This is a genomic window from Limnobaculum allomyrinae, from assembly GCF_016649425.1.
In the GTDB taxonomy this organism is placed as follows: Bacteria; Pseudomonadota; Gammaproteobacteria; order Enterobacterales; family Enterobacteriaceae; genus Limnobaculum; species Limnobaculum allomyrinae.
The window spans coordinates 88,327-101,853 of record NZ_JADRCR010000004.1 but is presented as its reverse complement, the minus strand read 5'-3'; the positions used below and the strand labels follow the sequence as shown (position 1 = coordinate 101,853).

The 13,527-nt window shown below is 46.4% G+C and carries 12 protein-coding genes; 1 reads left to right on the top strand and 11 read right to left on the bottom strand.

All coding sequences use genetic code 11. The features are described from left to right. Positions 1-16: 16 nt before the first annotated feature. From I2494_RS09365 to I2494_RS20545, 3 genes are all read right to left on the bottom strand, one after another. Positions 17-1,636: a fumarate hydratase gene (locus I2494_RS09365; protein ID WP_218466594.1), complete on the bottom strand. Its 1,620-nt coding sequence runs from the start codon at positions 1,634-1,636 to the stop codon at positions 17-19. Between the two features lie 309 nt (positions 1,637-1,945). After that, a complete protein-coding gene (locus tag I2494_RS09360; protein WP_130593316.1) occupies positions 1,946-3,286 on the bottom strand; it encodes an anaerobic C4-dicarboxylate transporter in 1,341 nt (446 codons plus the stop codon). 604 nt (positions 3,287-3,890) lie between these two features. Continuing rightward, entirely contained in the window at positions 3,891-4,022 is a 132-nt protein-coding gene (locus I2494_RS20545) for a hypothetical protein (protein WP_267081263.1), read from the bottom strand. A gap of 204 nt (positions 4,023-4,226) precedes the next feature. Between I2494_RS20545 and I2494_RS09355 the strand changes: the two genes are divergently transcribed. Next, the gene (locus tag I2494_RS09355; protein WP_218466593.1) at positions 4,227-4,568 is read left to right on the top strand and encodes a GlpM family protein; all 342 of its coding nucleotides are present in this window, start codon (positions 4,227-4,229) and stop codon (positions 4,566-4,568) included. 31 nt (positions 4,569-4,599) lie between these two features. Here the strand turns inward: I2494_RS09355 and I2494_RS09350 are convergent, their stop codons facing one another. The 8 genes from I2494_RS09350 to rhaB form a co-directional block, all read right to left on the bottom strand. After that, positions 4,600-5,091: a GNAT family N-acetyltransferase gene (locus I2494_RS09350; RefSeq protein ID WP_228350909.1), complete on the bottom strand. Its 492-nt coding sequence runs from the start codon at positions 5,089-5,091 to the stop codon at positions 4,600-4,602. A 46-nt stretch (positions 5,092-5,137) separates the two neighbouring features. Continuing rightward, positions 5,138-5,971, bottom strand: a complete 834-nt coding sequence (locus I2494_RS09345; protein WP_218466591.1) for an MBL fold metallo-hydrolase — start codon at positions 5,969-5,971, stop codon at positions 5,138-5,140. 174 nt (positions 5,972-6,145) lie between these two features. Continuing rightward, positions 6,146-7,498, bottom strand: coding sequence for a 2-carboxy-D-arabinitol-1-phosphatase (locus I2494_RS09340; protein ID WP_218466590.1), 1,353 nt, complete (start codon positions 7,496-7,498; stop codon positions 6,146-6,148). Between the two features lie 151 nt (positions 7,499-7,649). Continuing rightward, positions 7,650-8,684: an L-rhamnose/proton symporter RhaT gene (rhaT, locus tag I2494_RS09335; RefSeq protein WP_218466589.1), complete on the bottom strand. Its 1,035-nt coding sequence runs from the start codon at positions 8,682-8,684 to the stop codon at positions 7,650-7,652. A 379-nt stretch (positions 8,685-9,063) separates the two neighbouring features. Beyond that, positions 9,064-9,378 carry an L-rhamnose mutarotase gene (rhaM, locus tag I2494_RS09330; protein WP_130593788.1) on the bottom strand — a complete coding sequence of 105 codons (315 nt, stop codon included), beginning with the start codon at positions 9,376-9,378 and terminating at the stop codon, positions 9,064-9,066. A gap of 301 nt (positions 9,379-9,679) precedes the next feature. After that, positions 9,680-10,504 (bottom strand): rhamnulose-1-phosphate aldolase, encoded by an 825-nt coding sequence (gene rhaD / locus I2494_RS09325; protein ID WP_218466588.1) that lies wholly within the window; start codon positions 10,502-10,504, stop codon positions 9,680-9,682. 11 nt (positions 10,505-10,515) lie between these two features. Then, entirely contained in the window at positions 10,516-11,772 is a 1,257-nt protein-coding gene (locus I2494_RS09320) for an L-rhamnose isomerase (RefSeq protein ID WP_218466587.1), read from the bottom strand. After that, positions 11,769-13,241, bottom strand: coding sequence for a rhamnulokinase (gene rhaB, locus I2494_RS09315; protein WP_218466586.1), 1,473 nt, complete (start codon positions 13,239-13,241; stop codon positions 11,769-11,771). Before rhaB ends, I2494_RS09320 begins: the two co-directional genes overlap by 4 nt. Between the last annotated feature and the right edge of the window lie 286 nt (positions 13,242-13,527).

Genomic DNA, 13,527 nt, shown 5'->3' with positions numbered 1-13,527 from the left:
ACGACAGACTTAGTGCTTATTTAAATTTCTGGAAGAAGTCATTACCTTTATCATCCACCAGGATGAATGCCGGGAAGTTTTCTACTTCGATTTTCCAAATAGCTTCCATATCCAGCTCAGGATAAGCCACGCACTCCAGGCTCTTAATGCTGTTTTGTGCCAGAATAGCGGCCGGCCCACCAATACTACCCAGGTAGAAACCACCGTGTTTCTTACAGGCATCCGTTACCTGCTGACTACGGTTGCCCTTAGACAACATAATCAGGCTACCACCGCGGGACTGGAAGGCATCCACATAAGAGTCCATACGACCCGCTGTAGTTGGGCCCAGTGAACCGGAAGCATAACCTTCAGGCTTCTTCGCCGGCCCCGCATAATAGATTGGGTGGTCTTTAATGTACTGCGGCAGATCTTCGCCTTTATCCAGTAGCGCCTGCAAGCGTGCGTGAGCGATGTCACGACCAACGATGATAGTCCCCGTCAGAGAAACGCGGGTAGAAACCGGATATTTCGACAGTTCAGCAAGGATCTCAGGCATCGGACGGTTGAGATTGATATGTACCGCTTCGCCTTCACCCGCTTCCCGATATGATTGTGGAATATATTTACCCGGATTATCTTCCAGCTTCTCAATCCAGATACCTTCTTTGTTAATTTTCGCTTTAATATTACGGTCTGCGGAGCAGGAAACCCCCATGCCGATTGGGCAAGAAGCGCCGTGACGAGGCAGACGGATCACGCGAATATCATGAGCAAAATATTTACCACCAAACTGCGCCCCGATACCCAGGTTTTGCGCCGCCTTCAGCAGTTTTGCTTCCATATCTAAATCACGGAATGCCTGACCGCCTTCGTTACCCGTGGTTGGTAGCTCATCATAATATTTGGCAGAAGCCAGCTTCACGACTTTCAGGTTAGTTTCAGCAGAAGTACCACCAATAACGAAAGCCACATGATATGGAGGGCAAGCCGCCGTACCCAGACTTTTCATTTTTTCGATCAGGTATTTTTCCAGTTTTTCTGGCGTCAGCAGCGCTTTGGTTTCCTGATACAGCATGGTTTTATTCGCCGAACCACCGCCCTTAACAATGCACAGGAACTTATACTCGGAGCCCTCGGTGCTATAAATATCGATTTGTGCAGGCAGGTTACAGCCAGTGTTCACTTCATCGTACATATTTAGCGGAGCATTTTGCGAGTAGCGCAGGTTATCTTCTACGAAAGTGTTAAATACGCCGCGTGATAAGGCTTCTTCATCATTACAACCCGTCCAGACGTTCTGACCTTTTTTCCCCATAATGATAGCGGTGCCGGTATCCTGACAGAAAGGCAAAATGCCTTTAGCAGCAATTTCAGCATTACGCAGGAATGTCAGAGCGACATACTTATCGTTTTCACTGGCTTCCGGATCTTCAAGAATTTGAGCAACTTGAGCCTGATGTGCAGGGCGCAACAGGAAAGAGGTGTCATGCAATGCATGCTGTGCCAGCAGTGTCAGTGCTTCAGGTTCAACTTTAAGGATCTCATTTCCATCAAACTCTGATACCGAAACGTGATCTTTTGTCAGTAGATAATATTCTGTATCGTCTTTTCCTAATGGAAAGGACTCCTGATATTTAAATTCAATTGTTGACATGTGCTTCCAGCCTTTTATAAGTTTTTTGAAAAAATCAACACGATATATCGTGACTGATGCCTGAGCGACGCCGACACCATAAAGTAAGGAGACTCTTTATACAACTGTTTGTGAACCCATTCGGTTCATAAATTTAAAGCGTTTTTATTATGCTGATTTTATAAGAGTTTTATTTATTTTTATTATGATTTTAATGAACAGAATCGCACTGAAAGGGCTAAAGAATAATCAGTGGATATTCCTGAAAGCGGTGCGCTATATCCTTTTACCACTGCTTTTTTATTGCAGATATAGCGCACGCTAATTACATCACAGGAATCCGTACGCTGCGGCGAATATCCAGCCGAATACGCAAGAGACACCCACACCGATTAATCCCGGCAGAATGAAGCTGTGGTTAATAACAAAACGACCGATACGGGTAGTACCAGAGCGGTCAAACTGGATAGCTGCCAGGTCACTTGGGTAAGTTGGCAGAATGTAGTAACCATAACACGCCGGTGCAGAAGCAACGATGTATGCAGGGTCAACACCAATCGCCAGAGCCACTGGAACAATCGCCGCCAGTGCAGCCGCCTGAGAGTTTACAAATTTCGATACCAGCAGTAACACAATGGCGTATGCCCACGGATACTTAGTTACTAAGTCGCCCAGTACAGATTTGATTTCAGACATATGCGCGCCGAACATGGTTTCTGCCATCCAGGCAATACCATATACCGCCACGATAGCAATCATCCCCGAACGGAACACCTCATTCTTGGAAATCAATGCCGGATTGGTTTTGGTAATAATGATGATCAATGCCCCTGACAGCAACATGAACATCTGGATAACCAGTACCATTGACAGCGCTTTGCCATCAAAGGAAGGACGCAGGTTAGAGAAGGCACCCAGCAGAGCAACAACCGCGATAGAAGCCAGGAAGATCCACATGGCAATCCAGTTACTGGTTGGCAGTTTTTTGTCTAACAGCGTAGCGGTCTCGCCATAAACATAATGTTTGTTTTCCGGAACAGAGATAAATTTCTGGAAGTCTTCATCCTTATCCAGATCTTTACCACGGAACCAGCTGAAAATACCAATCGCCAGAATACCAATCAGGGTTGATGGGATGGTAATTGACAGCAGGTCTAAAAACTCCAGATGCTTACCATTAAAGGTAAAGTTCCCCAACATCGCTACCAGAGAAACTACCGCTACGGATACCGGGCTGGCAATGATACCCATTTGGGCACCAATAGAGCTGGCCGCCATTGGGCGTTCAGGACGAATATTATTCTTAATCGCCACGTCATAAATTATGGGGAGGATGGTATACACCACGTGACCAGTACCGCAGAGGATCGTCAGTATACAGGTCACAAAAGGTGCCACAATAGAGACATACTTTGGATTTTTACGCAGCAGCTTTTCCGCTATCTGCAGCATTACGTCTAAGCCACCAGAGGCTTGCAACGTTGCCGACGCGGCCACCACCGCAATGATTACCAGCATTACATCAACAGGAGGTTTACCCGGCTGAAGATGGAACACAAACACCAAAATAACTAAACCTACACCGCCCAGTAAACCGAGCGCAATACCACCTTTACGTGCCCCATAGAACAGACAGATCAAGATGATAAGAAGTTGTATAGCAAAATCCATGTATACCCCCGAACATACCAATTAATAATCAAAAAAAAGTGAATCTGTTATCTGAAATTTAATTGTTTGTTATTTTTAATTTATCAGTGATTTTCATCACATTATTTAAGGCTTACCCGAAACGATGAGTGGCCTTGCCAAAACATATGAAATTATAAAATTAATAATTATCTCAAAATCTAATTATTAATTTCCCCTGTTCTACTCCCATATGGTTATTCGACTATATATGGTTTAATTCATCTATTTTTTGATGCAGATATAATTTTTAACTAATAGTTTGCGCTCAGGCGATATATAAAAGGGAAATTAAGATGGTATAAGAGGAAATCGAATAGCTCAGTGATACCAAGGGTTAACGAGCTGTAAATTGTTAGCTGAATATATATACAAATAGATATTCAATTCATTAACCAATAAATAACAATTTAATATTGTATGGATTTATCAGGCAGTCATTTAATTAATATAAGAGAAAGGATAAAATAGACAGGCAAAATCTGAAGCATCAAAAAATAAAAAAAGCAGGCTACTAATACCTCACGTTACTATCAATTTAAAATATAAAAGCCACACAATGATGGCTTTTAAAAACGACTAAATTTTATATTTTACAACCTTCACAATCATCTTGATCCTGAATAATCTCAGGAATTTCGTTCACTTTTTGTTCGGCTTTTTTCTCTGCTTTCTCTAATTCAGCATCGATATCGAAATCAAAAATATCATCACTCATATACAATTCTCCATTCGGCCAGAAACAAATTATAGCGCACTCCTCAGCCATTCAGTACCGCTGAATACCCCTTTATTACCCCGGTCAATAGAGAAGAAAGATACTGCGCTGATTTACCACACATTTCGGTTGTTAACTTCCAACGGAGAGGCATATAGTATTCATATATTGAGTTTCTCATCCGAACAGGAAGCAATCGTTTTAATGGCACTGTTACTTAAATCACTCATCGGCGCCGCCATGGTTATTTTGATTTCGCTGCTTTCTAAATCAAAATATTACTATATCGCCGGGCTGGCGCCTCTTTTCCCTACTTTTGCTCTGATCGCTCATTACAGCGTCGGTTCTACCCGCTCAACGGCAGACTTACGGGAAACTATACTGTTCAGCGGGTTCGCCACCCTGCCAATGATCAGCTATTTAGTGGCGCTCTATTGTCTGGTAGGTTATTTCAGGCTGGTACCCTCACTGCTAATGGCCTGTATCGCCTGGGGCATTGCGGCCTGGATTCTGGTCACATTATGGGGCTATGCTCACGGGCATTAAGTCAAACGCCTACCAGAGGTAATCGCGGCTGCTAAATATCCATCACCATTTCATGCCACGACATTCCACCGTGATCGGACTCAGACTGCTTTACATAAACAAAGCCAAACTTTTCATACAACCCAATATGACGCTGCTTGCACATCAGATGAATCGTTTTCTTACCCAGCGCCTGCATATGTTTAATAAATGCCTTCATTAAAACGCTGGAATAGCCCTTACCCTGAAAATCCGGGTCAACCACCACCGACATAATCACCACGTTCGGCGCCTCCGGATCGTGCCCGATAAGCTCTTTAAACTCTTCGTCAGACATCACAACGTCATAAGCACAGCCACAGTTAATAAAACCCGTAATACCTTCTGGTGTTTCTAATACCAGAAATCCTTCCGGGTAAGTCGCTATACGTTTAGCAATTTTCGCTTCGGTAGCGGCTTCATCACCTTCATAGGCGGTTATTTCAATCTGATAGCAACGTGCAGTATCCTGCGGCTGAGCCGTTCTGATTTTTATGGATTCCACTGTGTCATTGTCCTTTAGCTTATGACCAACATTCTTTGTGCCAAACTCAGGCAAACTCAAATACTTTACCCACACCAACTTCATTCACGTTCGTTGTGCGCGCCAGAGCAATTTTGGCATTCAGATCGGTGCAATGGCACGGATACAAACGCTCTGGCTGTATACGTCCTAAATGCTCAGCGGTACGATTCATCAAGGTTTCACTGGCGTTCTGTAAGTGGAAACCTCCAATCACTGCCAGCACCCGTTGCTCTCCGGTTACGCTGATAGCATAATCCACAATATTGCAGATACCGGAATGAGAGCAGCCAGAAATCACCACCAAACCTTCGGGGCTGATATATACCAATGCACTATCATCCAGCACGTAATCCCCCACCAGATTGCCACAGCAGTCTTTGGTTTGTCCCACCGGTCTCTGGGCTTCAAAGTCATTGGTGCGCTCTATTTCACCGAGAAACAGTAAATTGTCAGTAATGTAATAAGGCTGCTTAGTTTCCACCTTATCCAGATAGTTGCTATAGCAATCCTGCGGGTAGTTTGCGCCAATAATTTTATTACCGTGGAACTTGGGCGCGAAGGCATCAGGATGGGCAATCAGTTGAATGCGCTGTTCCACAGAGCGGTCAGTACGGTCAAAGTACTGCATCAGGTGACCTAATCCCCAGGTATGATCGTTATGCCCGTGGGACAAAACAATGGTATCCACCTGTTTCAAGTCGATACCCAAAATATCAGCATTTTGCATAAAGACATCAGAGTAACCGGTATCCAGCAAAATTTGTCGGCCATCAATATCAATGTGGTAGCAGACACCCGGCTCACCCACCAGATAACGGTCGATAAGCGTATTATTATCCAGCAAGACTGTTAACCGCATAGCATTCCTTATTGGTTTCCCGTACTCCCACCTGTAAAAAGCGACCCTCGTCTTATCAGGCAGACATGAATGCAATATAAAAACTCTGCTCAATAATCACAAGCAATATCCGGTTATTAAAGCAACAAAAAACCCCGCTATCAGAGTGCGGGGTTAGATTAATCAACCCTATGATTACTTAACGACTTTCACATCCTTAACGTTAAAAGCCTCATTCTTATATTGCAAATTAATCACCTGAATACCATCAGCTTCCGGTAAGCGATAGTCAGGGATTCGCTTATTCAGGAACGCTTTTACAATCAATGGATGAGTAAATACCACCACATTACCTTTGCTGAACTCATACTGGTAACCGATCTTTGATAGCAACGAATCCAGACGGAAAGCGGCGATATCACCATTTTCACCATCGTCCGGCGATAAAAAGTGGATAACACGATCGGCGGAGAACAGATCTTTTGCGGCCTGAGAATCACTGGCTTTAATCGTCTCTCTCTTTTCTGCTTCCCAGTGACCAAGGAACATTTCATCCAGATTTTTATCTTTAATTAAGGTTTGTTTATGTCCTGCAAGCACGGCTTCTGCGGTCTTATGTCCACGCCCCAGTTCACTGCTGTATGCAGCGATAAAGCGGGTGTTTTTCAAATCGTGATTCAATTGTTGATTGGCTTTTATTCCCTGAGTAGTAAAGTCTGAATCTGAAGTTCCTTCCATTACTCCGGCTTTATTCAGAATAGTCATTGGGTTGATCACCAGCGTAATGTCTAACGGAGGTAGCTGCTTCTCTTTGGTGTAGCCGGACTTCAGATATTCAGTGTTATTAAAGTCCACCAGCGAAAATTTCCCGTCTTTCAGCTCCAAAACCGATACGCTGGTATTAGATAACCCGGAAAGTGGTTTATCTCCCCGATACTTTTGCAGATAGAAAGCCATGGATGAGTGAGCCGTGACTAAAATATTCCCACTTTGTCCCTGATGTTGACTGGCAATCTCTTTTAGCGCGCCTTCAAATCGCTCAGAAAACTGATACATATTTTCCGCGTTCACCGGCGATTTAAAGCCCGGATCGTTAAACTTGCCAAAGTAGAACTCAAAATCATTACCGGAATGGCCAAACTTACCGGTTAAATCATCAATACGCCCACCTTCAGCATCACCCCATGAGATATCTTTCAGATTCTCAATCTGCGTTACCGGCATGTTTCTGCCCCGCAAAATTTGATTGGCGGTTTCGTAGGCTCGTCCTAACGTGCTGCTATAACCCGCAATAAACTGCACATCCGCCAGACCAAGTCCCAGGCTGCTGGCATCATAACGGCCTTTTTGCGTTAGCTGAGCGTTACCTCCGCCGCCAATGGTCATCTCTTTAATATTTGAATAAGTCTGACCATGCCTGACCAAATAAAAGCGTAATACCTTGGCTTCATCGGTCTTCGATACCGAAGCTGCAAATGCAGAAATCGGCCCCCATGTCATGGCCGTTACCAGAAACAGCGTAGCCAGAGATTTTATTGTATTTTTCATCGATTACTCCTTTTGGCACATAGTTGGCCGGAGTGGATATAACGTTCAGCGTTTTAGGATTTAGCACGCTGAATATCACACCATTCACCGGCCCTAAATATCATCGCGGGAATATCTGGTGATATCCCCGCGAATCTGAGAAAAGGAAAAACTAAGAGGCCATACCCATACCAACAATGTTTGCCGCCAGAATAATCACCAGACAGCCAATACACAGGATACGTACCGGTTTGCGGCCAACACCCAGCCACTCTTTAAGCAGCAGGCCGACAATGCCACCACACAGTACATAGAAGCTCATATGCAACATCCAACTCATATACCCATAATGTTCCGGAACGTTGGCATGTCCCCAGGCATAGAAGAAGAACTGCAGATACCACATCACGCCCCCCAGAATGGAGAACAGCGCGTTGGTTATCAGCAGTTTTTTCGCCACAGAGAGGTCGGCTTTAACGGAAAGCTCTGGCTTAATCGCCAGACGAATAAAACAAAAGCCAAGGTTAACAATGGCGCCACCACCCATAATCACCACATAGCTCGGCAATGCTACATACAGCGGGCTGATACCTATCTGTTCTGCCGCCTGATGCATTGGCTTGGCCGCATCCATGGCAAATGACATACCGGCAGAGAAAATGCCGCACATAATTGCCAGAATCAGTCCCTTTTTCAGGTTGAACTCTTCAGCCTGAATCCCGAGTGCCCGCTCTTTTAACAAACCGGCGTAACTAACAATCGCGACCCCAATAACCGCAACAAACACCCCCAGCAGCGTCATCTGCCCACCAGAAGTATTGAGCAACAGGCCAAACTTGCCCTGTAATACCGGCGTCATCAGGGTACCGATAATCAGCGTCACCCCAATAGCAATGCCTATTCCCAGCGACATACCGAGAAAGCGCATGGTTAAGCCATAGTTAATATTGCCGATCCCCCACATTGCGCCGAACAGAAATATCGGCAACAGCGTTGCAATAGAGAACGATCCAAAGTAAGCCCAAAAATCAGGCAACAGAAGATAACTGACAGTCCAGGGAAGGATAATCCATGAAAAAAATCCACCGAGAGACCACATAGTTTCCCATGACCACTTTTTTACCTGTTTAAATGGCGCATAAAAACATGCGGCGCTGGCGGCGCCAACGAAGTGCCAGAAAATACCCAGAAGAATAGAACCACTCATACCGGTAACCCTTTATTATTAAAAATTATTTAACCGCAGGGGGCCGTAATCCGTATCACGGCATTATGAATGAGGAGTACCTCATCACTACAATGCCTTCATTCTAAAAATGAATCTGTCTGCCAGCCTTTATGCCAGTGCCACTGTCTTACGGGTATTGGCAAAAAACAAAAGATGAAGGTGAGCGGAGTCACAAAATAGTGAATTAAAACAGCATGTCTCGCTTAACGACCACAAATCCTGTGGTTTTAGCAAAGCTAGAAAACAGGTAAAAAAGCTGAAAAATAGGGAATAAAAGAAGAGAAATAAAAAAGCCGAAACAAGAGAAGCTCCCCCCCTGTTCCGGCTATCAGCCCGCTGGCAAAAAACAAACTCATCGTTAGTCCAGATAGAATACCTGACGCAGCTCAGCGCTCACCGGGCTATTATCCGGATTAGAAGGCATAACATCAGACATATACTTCCACCAGCGTTGGCAAACGTCGGTTTTTGCTACCGCATTCCAACGCTCTTCTGATTCAATCTCAACATAACCAAACAGTTGATGACCACGTTCATCGAGGAAAATACTGTAATGGTGCGCCCCATGGGCTTTCAATACCTGTTCCAGCTCTTCCCATATCGGACTATGCCGCTGCTGATACTCTTTATGTGAGTCAGGATTTACCTGCATTAAGAAGGCTTTACGAATCATAATAATTAACTCCATTCACTACCTGACAAAAGACTACCAATGTCTTGCAGTCTCAGATTCATGACAAAATCTGATTTGTTCAGTTTGTGTTTTGAAATGGTGAATTGTCGGGAGGGGCTCCCGTGGGGGTCGACTTGGCGCAAGCCAACGAAGTACCCGTAGGGAGACCAGGCCCGACACGCTCTGAAGCCAAATACAGGCGGTCTTCCGGTCGAGCACAACGTCAATATAATCACTTTCGATGTTACGACCGGAATATTCATTGAGGCCAATTTATTGGGTTTGTCAGCAGCCTGATACGCTACAGCTTAACCGCCGACGCCATCGGCGTAACACCAAACCGCTTAGCTAAAGCCACCAGCTCCTCCGAAGAGATAGTCTGTTTTTTACCGCCCATGGATCGAACTTTCACCATGATTTCTGCCGATTTCTCCGCGGTATCGATTAATCCAAAAGCATCATCCAGCGTTGGGCCGGTACCGAAAATACCGTGGAACGGCCAGAGCACCAGCGGGTGGTGCTGCATCTGTTCTGCGGTGCTAACACCAATGCCATCAGTGCCCGGCACCATCCATGGAACAATCCCTACCCCATCAGGGAAAACCACCAGACACTCGGTACTGCCTTCCCATAATTCACGGGTAAACACTTCGTTTTTCAATTCCAGCACATAGCTAAGAGCAATCAGGTTAGTGGCATGACAGTGCATGATGACACGATCTTTACCTGCGCTGACGCCCATACGCACAATGTGTGACTGGAAATGAGCCGCCAGTTCAGAGGTCGGTAATCCCCCTTTATCCAGTCCCCATAGAATACCGTATCCGGTACCTTCTCCATTCACCTGCAAAACCACCAGATTCTCCGCCGGATTTAACTGCACATTGCGGAAGAACTTGCCGGAACCGGTCACAATAAAGTAGTGATTTGCCAGCTGCGGCATCGCCTGACTGAGCGCTTCATAACGAGGTTCCGCATAGAAGTCTTTTTGATAAGGGGCGATATCTTCAGGCAGTAAACGCAGGCTGATATTCCCGCCGTTACGCTCGTCCCAACCTTTAAGCCACATATCGCTGGTCGCTTTGACCATATCCTGAACAAACCAAGAAGAAATAATGTGTTGCATAATAGAGACCCTTAACGTTTGCTGAGTACGGATTGTTCATATTGGCGAACGGTTTGTAACCACTCACTGCCCGCCGGTACGTTATGACGCTGGCAGTAGGTTTCCCATACGGCCTGCCACGGTAAACTTTTTTGCTCTTCGAGCATCGCCAGTCGAGCGGTGTAATCACCGTCAGCTTCCAATTTTCGTAACATATCGGTAGGTTCCAGCAGCGCCCGCAGCAGTGCTTTCTTCATATTGCGGGTACCAATAACCCAGGCAGCAATCCGGTTAATGGAGGCATCAAAGAAATCCAGACCGATGTGTACACGATCAAACAGGCGGTTACGGATAATTTCATGGGCAATGGCCTGAGTTTCGTCATCCAGCAGGATCACGTGGTCGCTGTCCCAACGAACCGGACGGCTGACATGCAGCAGCAGATGTTGCACAAACAACATCGCGGTCGAGATTTTGTCGGAGATAACTTCGGTAGGGTGGAAATGGCCAGCATCCAGACAAAGTGCGGTTTTACGGGTGGTAGCATAACCCAGATAGAATTCGTTAGAACCCACGGTAAAGCTTTCAGCACCGATACCAAACAGCTTACTTTCTACTGCATCAAGGTGATATTTCTCATCAATCTTCTCACTAATCACTTCATCCAATGCAGTCATCAGACGTTCACGGAAGGCAAAGCGGTCAACGGTCAGATCTTTCATGCCATCCGGAACCCAAATGTTCATCACTGAAGCGGTGCCCAGTTCACGCCCAAAGTAAGCAGAGATACGACGGCTGGCCTGACAGTGTTCAATCCAGAACTTGCGGATCTCCGGATTCGCGTGGGACAGCGTAAAGCCATCGGCACTTAGAGGATGAGAGAAGCAGCTTGGGTTAAAGTCCAGCCCCAACCCCTTTTGACGCGCCCACTCAACCCAGTTGGCAAAGTGCTTTGGCTCAATTTCGTTACGCTCAACGGCAGTATCAGACTCCAGATAGATAGCATGCAGATTAAGGCGTTTCGGCCCCGGAATTAAGGCCATTGCCTGTTCCAGATCCGAACGCAGCTCCACCGCGTTACGGGCTTTCCCGGGGTAGTTCCCCGTCGCCTGAATGCCGCCCGTCAGAGCACCACCCGTGTTCTCAAAACCAGCAACGTCATCCCCCTGCCAGCAGTGCATAGAAACGGGTAAGGTATCCAGCAGCGTCAGTGCGGATTCCACATCCACGTTAAATTCGGCATAGCGGGCTTTGGCCAGATTCCAGGCCTGGTCAGTTGATGTTGTCATAGTACAAATTCCTCATAAGAGTGGCTGAGTGCCTGAAAGCGGCACCAGTGTTGTGCAAAATCAAAAACAGGATTTGGGGTATAGCAGCGCAGCGGGAAGCTTTCCGTCAGCAATTTGCGGTAACTGGCAACGCTGTCGATTTCTCCCAACCCCATCAGTTGGCAACCAATATTTCCCAGAGTGGAAGCTTCAACCGGGCCGGCTAATACCGTCAGTTGGCAAACATCGGCACAAAGCTGGTTTAGAAAGGCGTTCTGACAACCGCCACCCACAATATGCAGCTGTTTAATGGGTTGCCCTTGCAGTGCAGAAAGCTCCAGCATCACCTGACGGTAGAGCATGGCCAGACTGTCAAAAATACAGCGAGCCAATTCCTCCGGCGCTTGTGGCACCGGTTGCTGATGCTCCGCGCAGGCCTGACGGATCTCCTCCACCATGGAAGATGGATTGATAAACCGCTCATCATTGGGATTAATCAGGCTGGTAAAAGGCGGCAGCTTCTCTGCCTTGGCAATCAGCTGTGGTAGGTCGGTTATCTTTAGCTCGCAGCAGATGCGCTGCAACAGCCACAGACCCATAATATTTTTTAACACGCGGTAAGTACCGTTGATTCCGCCTTCGTTGGTGATGTTAGCGGCCATGGCTTTCAGGTCATTAAACGGACTGATGCTTTCAATTCCCATCAGCGACCAGGTTCCTGAGCTCAGATAGGCACAATAGTGTCCGGTTAACGGCGCGGCAATCACCGCGCTGGCGGTATCATGGGTGGCAACAGATACTACCGGAACCGAACGGCCTGACGGCGCCTGCCATTCACCAATCGGTGTTCCCGGCTGAGAGGGTTTCGTTAGCCAGTGAGCAGGAATACCCAAATAATCCAGTAAATCCTGATCCCAGTCACCGCTGCTCAGATTGAGCATTTGCGTAGTGCTGGCATTGGTATATTCATGGTTAATTTTGCCAGTGAGGCGATAGTGCAAGTAATCAGGCATCAGCAGCAAATGCTTAACCTGCTCAATCAATTCCGGCTGTTGCTCACTGAAGGCTTTCAGTTGATACAGCGTATTAAAAGGCAAAAACTGAATACCGGTTTTCCAGTACAGATTTTTCTGCCCCAGCTCGTTGATCACTCTGGTCATTACGCCATCGGTACGATGATCCCGATAGGCATACGGCAGTCCAACGCGTTCACCGCGCTTATCCAGCAGAACATAGTCAACGCCCCAGGTATCGATACCGATACTGGCGATCCGCACGCCATTATTATCAATGGTGGTCAGTCCGGTGAGTATTTCGCGCTCAAGCGTTGCCAGATCCCAGGTATCGTGGCCATCCACCGGCGTCAGGCAATTGGCAAACCGATGGATCTCTTTAAGCGTTAAGCGTTGAGTTGAAGTACACCAGGTTGCCAGCATCACCCGCCCGCTGGATGCGCCTAAATCAATGGCGACAATATTGCGTACGCTCATAGTTACCTTCCCCTTATTCATCTATAGCGGGAAGTCTACGGAGAGTAAGCCGCCTCTACCTTCGGGACACTGCCATGCCACCAGCAGGATTGGCAAAATAACAAAGACCCATGTGAAATCGATCACAAAATGGCAAAACCGTAACGGTTTATCAGGTTAGAAATGCAATGTGACCTTCTGCACAAACTAATCAATAAACTCGCTAATCTTAAAAATATGGTGATTTTTAGCCAATGTAGTGTCTGATTTCTAAGGCGAAGCGCCCCGATTTTCCTCTAAGCTTTTA